The sequence below is a fragment of the Nocardia sichangensis genome (assembly GCF_047200615.1).
Classification (GTDB): Bacteria; Actinomycetota; Actinomycetes; order Mycobacteriales; family Mycobacteriaceae; genus Nocardia; species Nocardia sichangensis.
In genome coordinates this window covers 29,231-44,361 of sequence record NZ_JBJZOK010000035.1, presented here as the reverse complement: position 1 = coordinate 44,361, position 15,131 = coordinate 29,231, and the positions used below count along the sequence as shown (strand labels likewise).

The following is a 15,131-nucleotide window of genomic DNA, read 5'->3' as shown; positions in this document are numbered from 1 at the left end:
GGTCAGCGGCGCGCGCGAGCCAGGACGACGAGCAGGGGAACACCGAGCACACCCATACCGGCGAAACCGTATCCGGCCGACGGCAGGAGACCGAGGAACACCGCGTGGGCCAGCGCCGACCCCAGCCAGGTCCACAGGAAGAAGGCCACCGGTACGGCGACCGCCATCGCGCGGCCACCCGGTCGCGCTACCCGTACGGGATCCGGAGCCGCTCGCTCCCAGAGCGCCAGCAAGCAGCCCATCACGAGCGCGACAGCGAACCAGCCCAGGTAGTTGGTCACCGGAATCAGGTCCAGCCCGGGCAGGCCGGAGTGGGTGTCACACCAGGCCCACTGCCCGTCGATCACCATCTGCGAATCCAGGAAAAGATCCCAGCCCACCGCGCCCACCGCCGTCGCAAGGACCCGCGTGACCGTGTGCCGTGACAACAACCCGGCCACCACCCACACCGGATACATCCCGCCGGTCCAGGCCAGCGGGACGAGCAGCGGCACCGTGAGCAGAGCGGGCCCGAGCCGGTCGGTCGCGTACTCGTAGCAGCCGAACGGTATGCCGGTCGCGGTACCGATCACCTCGGCGGTGAGCCCGACGCCGGAGACGATGATCAGGAAACCGACGGCATAGCGGAACCCCCTGGTCGCGGTCGCGTGCGCCAGCGCGGCGGCGGCGGAGAGCAGCACGACCGCGACGGTGACACGGTCGCGCGCACCACCCGCGGCGAGTGGGTAACCGATCTGCGCGACGATCGTCAGCACGACCAAGGCGAGTGGCAGCAGAAAACGCGCGGAGCGGTATCGGAACCGTTCTGTCGCCTCGGGCGGCAGTTCGCCCGAATCCGTCATCGTCGCAGCCACCGCGACAACCTGGGCCGGTTCAGGTCGCGCAGCGCGAGTGCGGCGGCCGTCCGTCCGCTGGCGCCGGAGACGCCGCCGCCGGGATGGGTGGACGCGCCCGTCAGATACAGTCCCGGCGCGCCGGGCACCCGCTGCCCCGCCAGCTCGGGCAGCGGACGCCACAGCATCATCTGGTCCAGCGACATCTCCACGTGCATCACGTTGCCGCCGACGAGCCCGAGTTCGCGCTCCAGGTCCACGGGTGTCTGTACGTGTCTGCGCAGCACCGTCTCCGCGAAACCGGGCGCGTAGGAATCGACTTCGGCGATGATCCGGTCGCCTTCCCGCTGCGCGAGGCCGGCCCAGTCCGCCCCGGAGGCCGGTCGGTACGGGTGCCATTGCGCCCACAGCGACAACTGGTGCTCGCCGGGCGGCGCGATGGTCGGATCCACGGCGCTGAAGCTCATGGCCAGCACGACCGGTCGCGGCGGGAGGTCACCCGCCAGCGCCGCGCCGTGCGCACGACGCAACTGCGCGCGATCGGACACCAGCAATTGCAGGCCGCGGGCGGAGTGATCGATCGGACTGCCGGGATAACGGGGCAGCGCCGAAGTGGCGGCCCGCACCACCATCCCGATCCCGGGACCGACGCGGATGCGCGTGCGCCAGTCGTCGAGCACCGCGCCGTCGAAGCCGCCGTCGCGGAGCAGGTCCAGAGTGGTCAGCACGTGGCAGCCCGCGATCACGGTGCTCGCGCGCAACTCTCGGCCCGAGGCGGTGCGCACCCGCCAGCGGTCCCCGTCGCGACGCAGGGCGGACACCGCGTCGCCCGCGGTCACCACCCCGCCGTCGGACCGCAGCCGCGCCACCAGCGCGGTGGTCAGCGCCCCGCTGCCGCCGACCGCGCGCCCCGGCGGCAGCGTGTGCATGAGCGCGGCGAAGCCGACCATCGGCGCCGTGCCCGGCTCCGACATCGGCGGCCCGGACTGCGCGCCGAACCAGGCCAGCGACGCCTTCAACCGTTCGTCCTCGAAGAACACGTCCAACAGGGCGTCGCCGGATTGCAGGAACTCCCGCGAGAGTGCGCTGCCGCCGTTCCTCGCGTCCAGTCCCCAGAACGACCGCACCAGCCTGCCCGGCGTAGGTGCGCCGCCGAACGCCCGCATCACCCTGGCGCTGCGCGGACCCCACACCCGGACGAACCGGCGGTAGGCGTCCGCGTCCCGCGGGCCGCAAGCCGCGGCGATGGAGGCGCAGGTCGCATCCAGGTCGCGATGGAACACCAGGGCGGGGCGATCCGCGTGCGCGGGCGTGAAACCCCATGGGTCGCAGTCGATGTACCGCAGGCCGAAACGGTCGAGTTCGAGGTCCTCGACGATGCCGGTGTGGCGGATCATGATGTGCGCCGACGAGCCGCGATCGACCCGGTGGCCGGGGAACCGCTCGACCGTCGACACCGCTCCGCCGAGGACCTCGTCGCGTTCGAGCACTTCGACCTCGTGCCCGGCGCGGGCGAGGTAGCACGCGGCCACCAAGGCGTTGTGGCCCGAGCCGACGACGATCACCGTCACGTGATCCTCACAGCGGCAGCCGCCTGCCGAGGATCGCGAACGGCCGGTTGTCGCCCGTGAAGACGAAATTGCGGACCACGTCGGTGAATCCCTGCCTGCGATACAACCGCCAGGCGCGGTTGTCCTCACCGGCGACCTCCGGCGTCGACAGCAGCACCGCCCGCTCGGTGCGGTCGCGCAGCAGCCGTTCCAGCAGCGTGCCGCCGATGCCGCGGCCCTGCGCACCTGGATGCACATGCAGCTCGGTGAGCTCGAAGTAGTCCGAGAGCAGTTCGCGCGCGGAATGTTCCGGCCAACCCGAACGCCGCATTCCGCTGTGCACCTGCTGATGCCACCACTGGTGCGCGGCGCCGCGATAGCCGTAGGCGATCGCCACGATCGGCGCGTGGCGCAGATCGATCCGGCCGGAGTCGTCGGGCAGCACCGCGGCGACCGCCTGCCAGCCGGGCCGGGTGGTGTGCTCGGTCCACATCGGCGCGCGATGGTTCTCGGTCCCGCGCGGATAGTCCATAGCGGCCACGTAGACCGCCAGCGCGTCGTGCAGCCGGGAGCGCAGGGCCGCCACCGAGAGATCGATGACGGCGGGTGCGGGAGTGTGATTGGGCTTGACGGCGGTCATGGCTCTCGTCGGTCGCGCGGACGCGGAAAGTTGTCGGTGGGCGTCTCTATATTGAAGCTCAATTCAAACGTTCGAATACCTGTTCGGTCCGGGCGGTGCTGGAAAGCGGTGGGGCACGCCGTCTCCAGCGCCGCATACGGGCCAAGGTACGCGAGGGTGGAGGGACGGCGATGTCTGGTCGAGTGGAACATCCGGGCCGGCCCGGCCGGGCCGGCAAGTTGCTGGAGCGCGCGGACGGGTTGCTCATGCAGGCGGCGGGGGAACGAGATCCGCGGGAACGGTTCCGCACCGCCTACCTGGCGGCGCTGCGCGGGGCGGGCGCGGTGATCGCGCTCACGGGCGCCGACACCGCGCCGAGGGCGCGCTCGCGCAACGCGTGGGTGCTGATGCAGCGCGCCGCGCCGGAATTCGTGATGTGGGCGGACTACTTCAGCGCGCGGTCGGAGATCCGGGCGGCACTGGAGGCGGGCCTCGACCGGAATGTCGACGAACACGAGGCGGACGAGTTCTCTTCGCGGGTGGCGGCATTCCTCCACGACGTGGAAGATCTCCTCGCGGCATCGGCCCGGTTGCGGCCCGCCCCTGGAATGACCGGCGGTATGACCGCTTAGTTATCGGCGTGTTGGCCTACCTTCACCTTCGCCCCGGCGACGGGCGGGCTGGTTACGGACTGGCTCCGACTGTGCCCATTAGGCGTACCTCCGCCTTCGCTCCGGCCATGCGCGGGCTGATGACGGACTACGTCCGACTGTGCCCATTAGGTGGTCTGGCCCTGATCGAACTCGTATCATTGGTGACAGATGGCCGCCAAGGTCGGCTATCTGTCGTCTACCCGGAGGCGACAGCCACGTCCTAGTGCCGGGGGAGGTACCGTGCCACTCTCCGAGCACGAGCAGCGCATGCTCGAACAGATCGAGAGCGCTCTCTATGCTGAGGATCCCAAGTTCGCCTCGTCCGTCCGCGGCGGACGGCTACGTTCGACCTCGAGTCGTCGCAGACTCCAGGCCGCGGCGTTGTTCGTCCTCGGCCTCTTTCTCCTCGTCGCAGGCATCGCAGCGCCCGTGAAGCCCGGCGGCTTTCCGATCATCAGCCTGATCGGTTTCATCGTGATGTTCGGTGCAGGCGTGCTCCTGCTGCTGGGCACCTCCAAGAGCATCACCAAGAACGACCGGTCCGGCGGGCAGGCGTCCTCCGGCGGCGGGCGAGGGCGCCAGCGCAAGTCCGGCGGTTTCTCCGAGCGTATGGAGGATCGCTTCCGGCGGCGGTTCGAGCAGGAATAGCTCGCCCGTAGCCTGACAACTTCAGCACGACCGGCGACGCCGCACCGCGATGGTGCGGCGTCGCCGGTTCGTGTGTGTAACCGATCACGCCGCGAATGAACTTCGGGTCCGACTTCCCCCTCGCCCCACACCTCCCCACGAACTTCCCCCACTTCGCCCCCTCCGGTGCCACACCAGGGGGTTTGCTGGGTGTTTTCGGGCGTTTGTCGCCTGGGGCGGCGCGTGTCGGCAGAACTCGCGAAAGTTCTCCACGCCGGTGATAGCTGACATGACCTGCGGAATCGTCTGAGTCGGGAGCCAGATCACCGCTTGTTTCGATTGAAAGTGGGGGAAAGTGGGGTAATGTGGAGCGCGCAGTACTGAAGGGCCGACCATCGAGGTGATCGAATAGGGAGGTATCGAGATGTTTCTCGGTACCTACACACCTCGCTTGGACGACAAGGGGCGACTCACGTTGCCTGCGAAGTTTCGAGACGATCTGGCGGGAGGGTTGATGGTCACGAAGGGGCAGGACCACAGCCTTGCCGTGTACCCGAAAGAGGAGTTCACCGCGCTCGCCCGGCGGGCCGCGGCCGCGTCTCGAAGCAATCCGCAGGCCCGTGCGTTCGTCCGGGCACTCGCGGCCGGAACGGACGAGCAACGTCCGGACGCGCAGGGCCGGATCGTGTTGTCCGCCGACCATCGTCGCTACGCCAACCTGGACAGGGATTGCGTGGTGATCGGTTCGGTCGACTTCCTGGAGATTTGGGACAAGCAGGCGTGGGAGTCCTACCTCGCCGAGCACGAGGAGGACTTCTCGCAAGCCAGAGACGAGTCGCTGGGCGGAATCTTCTAGCCGCGGGCGCGCGAGTGCCACGCGGTCTCTGCCCGGACGCGGACCCTGACGTACTTCCCCGACGCCAGGTGCCGAAAGTTCGGTCAGAGACCACGGGGCATTCGTGTCCGTATGGAAAGCACTGTGTATCAAGGCGACCCGTGTGCGGTGCGCGACGACGCGAGGCAGACTCCGGGAGGTCTAGGTGAACCGTGAACAGCGCGGTCCCCGCCATGTTCCGGTTCTGCTGGAGCGAGCCGACGCGCTGCTCGGTCCGGCGTTGGCCGAGCCGGGCGCGGTCTACGTCGACGCGACACTCGGCCTCGGCGGTCATGCCGAGCATTTCCTGAGCACTTACCCGGGCCTCCGTCTCGTCGGGCTCGACCGCGACACCACCGCGTTGAAGCTGGCTGGCGAGCGGCTCGAGCCGTTCGCGGACCGAATCACGTTGGTGCACACCCGTTACGACGGCATCGTCGATGCGTTGGCGGAGGCCGGCTTGCCGGCCACCGGTTCGGTCTCGGCGATCCTGATGGACCTGGGCGTCTCCTCCATGCAGTTGGACGAGGCCGACCGCGGCTTCGCGTATTCCGTCGACGCCCCGCTGGACATGCGGATGGACCCGACCAGCGGGCCCACCGCCGCCGATGTGCTCAACACCTACAGTCACGGCGATCTGACCCGGGTACTGCGGACCTACGGAGAGGAACGCTTCGCGAGCCGGATCGCCGCCGAGGTGATCCGGCGTCGCCAGAGCAAACCGTTCCACACCAGCGCCGAGCTGGTGGAGCTGCTGTACGCCACGATTCCCGCGGCGACGCGCCGCACCGGAGGGCATCCGGCCAAGCGCACGTTCCAAGCGCTGCGGGTGGAGGTCAACGGGGAGCTCGACTCGTTGCGAGCCGCGCTGCCCGCCGCGCTCGCCGCGCTGCGGGTGGGCGGCCGCATCGTCGTCATGTCCTACCAATCGCTGGAGGACAAGGTGGTCAAGCACGAGCTCGCCGCCCACACCGCGTCCAGGACGCCGGTGGGCCTGCCGGTCGAGCTTCCCGGCATGGGACCGGAGTTCCGGATGCTGACCCGTGGCGCGGAGAAGGCGACCGAGCAGGAGGTCGAGGACAACCCGCGGGCGGCCCCGGTACGCATGCGCGCCGCCGAGCGGATCCAGGAGGCGCGGTGAGCGAGCAGTGCCCGCATCGCGCCGGCCGGATGCGGATGTCCCGCAGCGGTAGCGGAGGCCGGATGAGACAGCGGAGCGCTGTACTCGCCCGGCATCCCCGGAGGACAGAGGAGGGGAATCTATGAGCGTGCGGACGAGGACCGTCGAAGCGCCGGGCCGGGTCGCCCGGCGGGTCCAGGACGCCGAGCGGGTGAAGTCGGGCGCGGCGCAACGCGCCTATGCCCGGCGGCGAATGCGCGAAAGTGGTTCGGACAGCGCGTTCCTGCCCACCGTGCGGCGCTCGGCGATGGCGGCGCGCATCCCGTTCGTCACGGCGATCATCGCCCTGCTCGGTTGCGGCCTCGCGCTGACCTTGCTGCTGACCACCCGTGCCGCCGAGGACAGCTATCAGCTCGGCGACGCGCGGGCGACGAACCGGCGGCTGGCCGACGAGCGCGCGGCCCTGCAGCGCGAGGTCGAGGTCGCCGATTCGGCCCCCGAACTGGCCCTGCGGGCGCGTGAACTGGGCATGATCCCGGCCAAGGACCCGGCTCGCCTGCTGGTCGGTCCCGACGGCTCGGTCACGGTGATCGGCAAGCCCGCCCCGGCCGAGGGCACTCCCGTGCCGCCGCTGAACGCCTCGCCTTCCGCGCGGTCGCCGAGAGGGGAGCGGGTGGTGCCGGTCACCACCACGCCCGGTGCTCCGGCGCCGGGTCAGCCGAACACGGGATCGCAGAACAACGCGCAAGTGAACCCGGCGCCCACGGCCGCGAGCCCGGCCCCGACTTCGGCGATCAACCCGCCGCAGCCCGGGGTGCCCGCGGCTTCGGTCACACCACAGGTCACTTCGCCCCAGCCGCCCGCGGAAGCGTCGCCGCAGCAGGAAGCCGCGCAGGCCCCGGAGGCGGTGCCCGGCGGAGCCCCGCAGTGACGCATCCCGGGCCCGCGCCGCGCAGGCGCGGGCCCTCGGCGCCCCGCACCACGGGCGGGCCGCGGCCACCGCGCTCAGCTGTCTCGGACGGCCCGCTCCGGTTGCGCCTCGGCGTCGGACGAGTGGTCATGTTCGTCGCGCTCGCGGTCGTCGCGCTGCAACTGCTGTGGGTGCAGAGCGTCGCCGCGCCGGGACTGTCGGCCCAAGCGGCCAGCCAGCGCACCACCCATCAGCCCGACCCGGCCATCCGCGGGCCGATCACCGACCGCTACGGCAAAGCGCTGGCCTTCACCGTGTCGGCCAAGGCGCTGCATTTCCGGCCGGTCGCGGTCCGGAAGGAACTGGCGGACGCCAAGGCCAAGAACGACAAGGCGCCCGATCCGGATCAGCGGCTGCGCGACATCGCGCGCACCATCCACGAGAAGCTCGGCAAAGACGCGCCCGCGGAAGCGGAGCTGCTGGCCAAGCTGAACAGCGACGAGCAGTTCGTGTTCCTCGCCCAAAATGTCGATCCGCGCATCGCGGACGAGATCACCGATAAATATCCGCAGGTGGGCTCCGACCAGCAGAGCCCCCGGGTCTACCCCGGCGGGTCGCTGGCGGCGAATGTCGTCGGCGCTGTCGGTTGGGACGGTCACGGGCAGATCGGGCTGGAGTCGTCGCTCGACTCGGTGCTGGCCGGTACCGACGGATCGCACACCTACGATCGCGGCTCGGACGGCGCGGTCATTCCCGGCAGTTGGCGCGACGAGCAGCCCGCGGTCAACGGGTCCGCCGTGGAGCTCACCTTGGACTCCGATCTGCAGTACTACGTGCAGCAGCAGGTGCAGCAGGCCAAAGACGTCTCCGGTGCGGGTTCCGCTTCGGCCGTCGTCCTGGACGCCAAGACAGGGCAGGTCCTGGCGATGGCCAACGACAACACCTTCAATCCCGACCTGGGACCGCAGAAGTGGGCCAATGCCCAGCTGAGCAACCCGTCGGTCACGGACGTGTTCGAGCCCGGCTCGGTGAACAAGATCGTCACGGCGGCCGCGGCCATCGACTACGGCCTGACCGATCCCGACGAGGTGCACCAGGTGCCCGGCGCGATCCAGATGGCGGGTGTCACGGTGCACGACGCGTGGTCGCACGGCGTCGAGCCCTACACGACCACCGGAATCTTCGGCCGCTCTTCCAATGTGGGCACGCTGATGCTCGCGCAGCGCGTGGGCGAGGATCGCTTCGCCGACATGGCGCACCGGTTCGGGCTCGGGCAGCGCACGGGCATCGGCCTGCCGGGCGAGAGCGCGGGCCTGATGCCGGACCGGGATCAGTGGTCCGGCGGCACCTTCGCCAACCTTCCTATCGGCCAAGGTCTTTCGATGACGACGCTGCAGATGGCCGGGATGTATCAGGCGATCGCCAACGACGGTGTCCGCATTCCGCCGCGGATCCTGCGGGCGAGGATCGCGCCGGACGGCGCCCGCACCGAGGAGACCCAGCCGGACGGCGTGCGGGTGGTGAGCAAGCAGACCGCCGCCACCTTGCGGACGATGTTCCAGGCGGTGGTGCAGCGTGACCCCATGAACGCCAACCAGAACGGCACCGGATGGCCCGCGGCCATCACGGGCTACCAGGTGGCGGGCAAGACCGGTACCGCGCAGAAGGTCGATCGCAATTGCCGGTGCTACTCCACGTCGTCGTTCTGGATCACGTTCGCGGGCATGGTTCCCGCGGAGAATCCTCGGTACGTGATCGGCCTCATGCTCGACGCGCCCGTGCGCAGTTCGGACGGCTCCGGGGGCGGTTCGGTGGCTCCGCTGTTCCACAACATCGCCTCGTGGGCCCTGCAGCGCGACCGCATCCCGCCGTCCGTCCAGCCGTCCAGGCAATTCGTCTTGCAGGCAGGGTGATCGATCCGCTCCGGGGATGTGCGGTCGGTAGCGAAGACATCGGATCGGTGTGGAGGAAGCAGCAGGTGAGTGCGGTGTTCGAGGGGCATAGGCCGACGACGGCCCGCCGTGTGCGCCGCGTCCTCGCCCGGTGGCGTCCGAGTGCCGCGTGGCGCGGTCCGGGCCGGGCGGGCGAACCCGTAGGGTGCGGTGGGCGACCTCCCCGGCGTTGCGACGGGGCGCATGGTCCCGCCGTGACCGGTCGCCGGTAACCTGACACGTCGATCGCCGCCCCCGAAAGGAGCCTGGTTTCTGTGCAGTCCGGTCAACCGCGCGCATTGCGGCCAGAGCATTCGCCGTCAACGCCGCTGGCGTCGCTGGCCGCCGTCATCGGGGCCACGACGAGCGCCGAATCGGACGTGGCGGTCACCGGCATCGAGCAGCGCTCGGATGCCGTGCTGCCCGGTGACCTGTTCGCCGCGCTGCCCGGGGCCCGCGCGCACGGGGCGCGTTTCGCGCGCGACGCCGTCGCCCGCGGCGCGGTCGCGGTACTGACCGACGCGGCGGGTGCGGAACTGGCCGGTCCGCTCGAGGTGCCGGTGCTGGTGCGGGAGAATCCGAGGGCGGTGCTCGGCGAGCTGTCGGCCACGATCTACGGCAATCCGTCCGAGCGGCTGCGCATCGTCGGGATCACCGGAACCTCGGGCAAGACCACGACCTCCTACCTGGTGGAGGCGGGCCTGGCCGCCGCGGGGCTGTCCACCGCGCTGATCGGCACGATCGAGACCAGGATCGGCGGCAGGCGGGTGCCGAGCGCGCTGACCACTCCGGAGGCGCCGCAGCTGCACGCGATGTTCGCGCTGATGGTCGAGCAGGGCGTGGACGCGGTGGTGATGGAGGTATCCAGCCACGCGCTGACGCTGGGCCGGGTGGACGGAGTGCGGTTCGCGGTGGGCGCGTTCACCAATCTGTCCCAGGACCACCTCGACTTCCACGCCGACTTCGAGGACTACTTCGCCGCCAAACGCAAGCTGTTCGAACCCGATTCGCCGGTCGCCGCCCGCACCGCCGTCGTCTGCGTGGACGACGAGTGGGGGCGGCGGCTGGCCGCCGGCCTGCCGAACCCGGTCACCGTCTCGACCACCAGGACCGCCGCCTGGAGCGTCACCGGCGCGGTGTCGGCGCACGGCGGCGAACAAGACTTCACCGCGGCCGGTCCGCAGGGCGAAACTCCCGTACGCCTTCGGCTTCCCGGCCGCTACAACGTCGCCAACGGCCTGCTCGCGGTGGCGGTGTGCGCCGCGGCGGGCGTCGAGCCGTCGATCGCGGCTCCGGCGCTGGCGACCGTGGACGTGCCCGGCCGCATGCAGCGGGTGGAGCGCGGACAGGACTTCTTGGCGATCGTCGACTACGCGCACAAGCCCGCGGCGTTGGAGTCCGTGATCGCCACGCTGCGTGGTCATCTCGCGGCCGACACCGCGGGACGGCTCGCGGTGGTGGTCGGCGCGGGCGGCGACCGGGACGCGGCGAAGCGGCCGCTGATGGGCGCCGTAGGCGCGCGGGGCGCCGATCTGCTGATCATCACCGATGACAACCCGCGCACCGAGGATCCGGCGGCCATCCGCGCCGCCCTCGGCTCCGGTGCACTGGAGGTCCCGGAAGCCGAACGCGGCGAGGTGCGGGAGATCGGAGACCGAGCGGAGGCCATCGCCGCGGCGGTGGCGTGGGCGCGCCCCGGTGACGTGGTGCTGATCGCGGGCAAGGGACATGAGGCAGGGCAGGAGATCCAGGGCGTGAAGCACCCGTTCGACGACCGCGACGTACTCGCGGCCGCATTGGAAAGACGCAGTCCGCAAGGTAGCCACGCGGAGGACTTGACGGTTTCATGATCGAGATGACACTGCGGGAGATCGCGGAGGTCGTCGGCGGCACGCTGCACGACGTCGCAGACCCGGAGGTGCGAGTGACCGGCGCGGTCGAATTCGACTCGCGCCGAATCGGTTCCGGCGATCTGTTCCTGGCGCTGCCGGGTGAGCGCTCCGACGGCCACGACTACGCGGGCGCGGCCGTCGCCGCGGGCGCGGTGGCGGTCCTTGCGGCGCGGCCGGTGGGCGTGCCCGCCATCGTGGTCACGCCAGGCGGCGGCGACGTGCCGTCGAGTTCGGTCGCGCTCAGCCACGATGCGGACGGATCCGGCGCCGCCGTGCTGACCGCGCTCGCCGCGCTCGCCCGCGCCAGCGTGTCGCGTCTCGCCGCCGACGGCGGGCTCACCGTCGTCGGCGTCACCGGCTCGTCCGGCAAGACCTCCACCAAGGACCTGCTGGCCGCCGTCCTGGCGCCGCTGGGCACGGTGGTGGCCCCGCCTGGGTCGTTCAACAACGAACTCGGCCACCCGTGGACGGCGTTGCGCGCCGACGCGGGCACCCGCTTCCTGGTGCTGGAGCTGTCCGCGCGCGGGCCCGGGCACATCGCGGCGCTGGCCGAGGTGGCGCCGCCGAGCATCGGAGTGGTGCTCAACGTCGGCACCGCGCATCTCGGCGAGTTCGGCAGCCGCGAGGCCATCGCCAAGACCAAGGGCGAGCTGGTCGAGGCGCTGCCGCCCACCGGGCTCGCCGTGCTCAACGCCGACGATCCCCAGGTCGCCGCGATGGCCTCGCGCACATCGGCGCGGGTGGTGACCGTCGGGCAGGCCGCGACCGCCGACGTGCGGGCCACCGACATCCGGCTCGATGACCAGGCCAGGGCCGCGTTCACCGTGCACACGTCCGCGGGCAGCGCCCAGGTGCGCCTGGCCGTGCACGGCGAGCACCACGTGGGCAACGCGCTGTCGGCGATCGCGGTCGCGCTGGAATGCGGCGCCGATCTGGACACCGCCGTCGCCGCGCTGTCCGACGCGCGCGCCGCGTCCGCCCGCCGGATGGACGTGCGGACCACCGCGGACGGGATCACCGTCGTCAACGACTCCTACAACGCCAATCCGGACTCGGTCCGCGCCGCGCTCAAAGCGCTGGTGAGCATGGCGCGCGCGGCCGAGACGCCGCGGCGCAGCTGGGCGGTGCTCGGCGAGATGGGCGAACTCGGCGAGGAATCCGTCCTGGAGCACGACGCCATCGGGCGGCTCGCGGTGCGGTTGGACGTCAGCCGGGTGGTCGCCGTCGGCACCGGCAGGCCCGCCCGCGCGCTGCACCAGGGCGCGGTGATGGAAGGCTCCTGGGGCGAGGAATCGGTCCTCGTGCCCGACATCGCGGCCGCGATCGCGCTGCTCGAGCAGGAAGTGGCCCCCGGCGACGTGGTGCTGGTCAAGGCATCGAAGTCGGTCGGCCTGTGGGAGGTCGCCGAGCATCTGACCGACCCGGCCGCCGTGGCCGCACGCGGCGGCGCGGCGGACAACGGGGTGGGACAGGACACGGAGGCAGCAGGATGAGACAGATTCTCTTCGCCGCGGCGATCGCGCTGACGGTCTCGATCCTGCTCACCCCGCTGCTGATCCGGTTGTTCGCCAAGCAGGGCTTCGGGCAGGAGATCCGGGTCGACGGTCCCGCCAGCCATCAGGCCAAGCGCGGTACGCCGACGATGGGCGGCGTCGCCATCCTGGTCGGCATGTGGGCCGGTTACCTGGGCTCCCACCTGATCGGCATCGGTTACGACGCCGACGGGCCGTCGGCGTCGGCGTTGCTCGTGCTCGGGCTGGCCACGGCGCTGGGCGCGGTGGGTTTCGTCGACGATTTCATCAAGATCCGCAAGCAGCGCAACCTGGGGCTGACCGCGGCGGGCAAGTATCTCGGCCAGCTGTCCTCGGCCGTGATCTTCGGCATCCTCGCCTTGCAGTTCCGCGGCGGCAGCGGGCTGACGCCCGCCAGCAGGCACCTGTCCTACGTGCGCGACATCAGCACGGTGACCATGGGCGTGGTCGTGTTCCTGGTGTTCGTCTGCTTCGTGGTGGTCGCCTGGTCCAACGCGGTGAACCTCACCGACGGACTCGACGGGCTGGCCGCCGGATCGATGAGCCTGGTGCTGGGCGGATACGTGATCATCACGTTCTGGCAGTACTACCACGCCTGCGAGACCAAGCCCGAGACCGGCTGCTACAACGTGCGCGATCCGCTGGATCTCGCGCTGGTCTGCGCCGCGGGCGCGGCGGCGTGCGTCGGTTTCCTGTGGTGGAACGCCGCACCGGCCAAGATCTTCATGGGCGACACCGGTTCGCTCGCGCTGGGCGGCCTGCTGGCAGGCCTGTCCATCACCACCCGCACCGAGCTGCTGATGATCGTCATCGGCGCGCTGTTCGTCGCCGAGACGGCGTCGGTGGTGCTGCAGGTCGCCGTCTTCCGCACCACGCGCAACCGGCTGTTCAAGATGGCGCCGTTCCACCATCACTTCGAGCTCAGCAAATGGGCCGAGACCACGGTGATCATCAGATTCTGGCTGCTGGCCGCGATGGCCTCCGCCGTCGGGCTCGGGCTGTTCTACAGCGAATACCTCTCCGCGGTCGGGTGAACGAGATGGTCGAACATTCTCCGCGGGCTCTGCGCACCCCAGGGCCCATGCTGGAATTCCTACGCGGACGCGACGTTCTGGTCGCGGGCTGGGGTGTGTCGGGACGCTCGCTGGTGGAACCGCTGCGCGACATCGGCGCGCGTCCGGTGGTGACCGACGGCGGCGCAGCGGCCCTGGCCGAGGCGGCCGGGCTCGGGCTGGACGTCGCCACCACCGCGGAACTGGAGAACGCGGACTGGAGCCGGTTCGCGCTGGTGATCACCAGCCCGGGCTGGCGGCCGGACTCGCCGGTGCTGGCGTCCGCGGTCGCGGAGGGCACGCCGGTGTGGGGCGACGTGGAGTTCTCCTGGTGGGTCGATCAGGCCAGGATCTACGGTCCGGTGCGCAAATGGCTGGTCGTCACCGGCACCAACGGCAAGACCACCACGACCCAGATGACCCACGCGATCCTGCGCGCGGCGGGCATCGCCAGCGTCGCGTGCGGCAACATCGGCCTGCCCATCCTGGATGCGTTGCGGCGCAACCCCGGTCCGCAGGTGCTCGCGGTGGAGCTGTCGTCGTTCCAACTGCACTGGGCGCCGTCGGTGCGTCCGGAGGCGGGTGTCGTGCTGAACGTGGCCGAGGATCACCTGGATTGGCACGGCGGCCTGGACGCCTACGCCGCGGCCAAGGCCAGGGCGCTGGTCGGCCGGGTCGGCGTGGTCGGCCTGGACGATCCGGTCGCGGCCTCGCTGGCCCGCAAGTCCAAGGCGCGCCGGACCGTCGGGTTCCGGGTGGGCGTGCCCGCCGACGGCGAGCTCGGCGTGGTGGACGGCAAGCTGCTCGACCGCGCGTTCACCAAGGCCGCGATCCTGGCCGAGGTCGGCGACATCAGCCCGCCCGGCCCCGCCGGCGTCGCCGACGCACTCGCCGCCTCCGCGTTGACCAGGGCGATCGACGTCGCGCCGCAGTTCGTCCGGGAAGGCTTGATCGAGCACAAGGTCGGCCCGCACCGCGCGGCGTTCGTCCGCGAGCTGTCCGGCGTCGAGTTCGTCGACGACTCCAAGGCCACCAATCCGCACGCCGCGCGCTCATCGATCCTGGCGCATCCGCAGGTGATCTGGGTGGCCGGTGGCCAGCTGAAGGGCGCGCACGTCGACGACCTCGTCGAGGAGGTCGCCGACCGCCTGGTCGCGGCGGTGCTGATCGGCGCCGACGCACCGGTGCTCGCGGCCGCGTTGGCGCGACACGCGCCCGAGGTCCCCGTCGTCGAGCTGATCGCGGGAGACGATGCAGGGATGGGTGACGAAGCGTCGAGGGCCGCCGCGGCCGACGCTGTCATGGCGCGGGCCGTGCGAGCGGCCGCCGGGTTCGCCCGCCGCGGCGACACCGTGCTGCTGGCTCCGGCCGCCGCGTCGCTGGACATGTTCGCCGATTACACCCACCGGGGTCGCAGTTTCGCCCAGGCGGTGCACGCCCTGGAAGACGGTGACCTCGGAACCACCGATATCGGGGGTTTGCGATGACTGCCGACCGGGGCGGGCGGGGTATCGACACCCGCCCCGGTCGGTCGAGTC

General features: G+C 70.9%; 13 protein-coding genes. 10 read left to right on the top strand and 3 right to left on the bottom strand.

Annotation, left to right across the window (positions count from 1 at the left end):
- Positions 1 to 2 precede the first annotated feature (2 nt).
- The 3 genes from ACL03I_RS33855 to ACL03I_RS33845 are packed head-to-tail and all read right to left on the bottom strand — an operon-like array spanning position 3 to position 3,023.
- Complete coding sequence (locus ACL03I_RS33855) at positions 3 to 842, bottom strand: carotenoid biosynthesis protein (protein WP_412807986.1); 840 nt, start codon at positions 840 to 842, stop codon at positions 3 to 5.
- Entirely contained in the window at positions 839 to 2,404 is a 1,566-nt protein-coding gene (locus tag ACL03I_RS33850) for a phytoene desaturase family protein (protein ID WP_412807985.1), read from the bottom strand. The genes ACL03I_RS33855 and ACL03I_RS33850 overlap by 4 nt, the downstream gene beginning before the upstream one ends.
- A gap of 7 nt (positions 2,405 to 2,411) precedes the next feature.
- Positions 2,412 to 3,023, bottom strand: coding sequence for a GNAT family N-acetyltransferase (locus tag ACL03I_RS33845; protein ID WP_412807984.1), 612 nt, complete (start codon positions 3,021 to 3,023; stop codon positions 2,412 to 2,414).
- Between the two features lie 170 nt (positions 3,024 to 3,193).
- Here ACL03I_RS33845 and ACL03I_RS33840 point away from each other — a divergent pair, with 170 nt between their 5' ends.
- The 10 genes from ACL03I_RS33840 (at position 3,194) to murD (ending at position 15,080) form a co-directional block, all read left to right on the top strand.
- Entirely contained in the window at positions 3,194 to 3,634 is a 441-nt protein-coding gene (locus ACL03I_RS33840) for an SAV_6107 family HEPN domain-containing protein (RefSeq protein ID WP_355079634.1), read from the top strand.
- Between the two features lie 261 nt (positions 3,635 to 3,895).
- Positions 3,896 to 4,303: a DUF3040 domain-containing protein gene (locus ACL03I_RS33835; protein ID WP_412807983.1), complete on the top strand. Its 408-nt coding sequence runs from the start codon at positions 3,896 to 3,898 to the stop codon at positions 4,301 to 4,303.
- Positions 4,304 to 4,706: 403 nt separating this feature from the next.
- Positions 4,707 to 5,138, top strand: coding sequence for a division/cell wall cluster transcriptional repressor MraZ (gene mraZ / locus ACL03I_RS33830; RefSeq protein WP_355079635.1), 432 nt, complete (start codon positions 4,707 to 4,709; stop codon positions 5,136 to 5,138).
- A gap of 184 nt (positions 5,139 to 5,322) precedes the next feature.
- Positions 5,323 to 6,297 carry a 16S rRNA (cytosine(1402)-N(4))-methyltransferase RsmH gene (rsmH, locus tag ACL03I_RS33825; RefSeq protein WP_397281747.1) on the top strand — a complete coding sequence of 325 codons (975 nt, stop codon included), beginning with the start codon at positions 5,323 to 5,325 and terminating at the stop codon, positions 6,295 to 6,297.
- A 121-nt stretch (positions 6,298 to 6,418) separates the two neighbouring features.
- Positions 6,419 to 7,207 carry a hypothetical protein gene (locus ACL03I_RS33820; RefSeq protein ID WP_355079639.1) on the top strand — a complete coding sequence of 263 codons (789 nt, stop codon included), beginning with the start codon at positions 6,419 to 6,421 and terminating at the stop codon, positions 7,205 to 7,207.
- A gap of 128 nt (positions 7,208 to 7,335) precedes the next feature.
- Positions 7,336 to 9,099, top strand: coding sequence for a peptidoglycan D,D-transpeptidase FtsI family protein (locus ACL03I_RS33815; RefSeq protein WP_412807982.1), 1,764 nt, complete (start codon positions 7,336 to 7,338; stop codon positions 9,097 to 9,099).
- A gap of 293 nt (positions 9,100 to 9,392) precedes the next feature.
- Entirely contained in the window at positions 9,393 to 10,967 is a 1,575-nt protein-coding gene (locus ACL03I_RS33810; protein ID WP_412807981.1) for a UDP-N-acetylmuramoyl-L-alanyl-D-glutamate--2,6-diaminopimelate ligase, read from the top strand.
- Entirely contained in the window at positions 10,964 to 12,502 is a 1,539-nt protein-coding gene (locus ACL03I_RS33805) for a UDP-N-acetylmuramoyl-tripeptide--D-alanyl-D-alanine ligase (protein WP_355079643.1), read from the top strand. The genes ACL03I_RS33810 and ACL03I_RS33805 overlap by 4 nt, the downstream gene beginning before the upstream one ends.
- Positions 12,499 to 13,575, top strand: a complete 1,077-nt coding sequence (gene mraY, locus ACL03I_RS33800; RefSeq protein ID WP_039797126.1) for a phospho-N-acetylmuramoyl-pentapeptide-transferase — start codon at positions 12,499 to 12,501, stop codon at positions 13,573 to 13,575. Before ACL03I_RS33805 ends, mraY begins: the two co-directional genes overlap by 4 nt.
- 47 nt (positions 13,576 to 13,622) lie before the next feature.
- Positions 13,623 to 15,080, top strand: coding sequence for a UDP-N-acetylmuramoyl-L-alanine--D-glutamate ligase (murD, locus tag ACL03I_RS33795; RefSeq protein ID WP_355079697.1), 1,458 nt, complete (start codon positions 13,623 to 13,625; stop codon positions 15,078 to 15,080).
- The last annotated feature ends 51 nt before the right edge of the window (positions 15,081 to 15,131 follow it).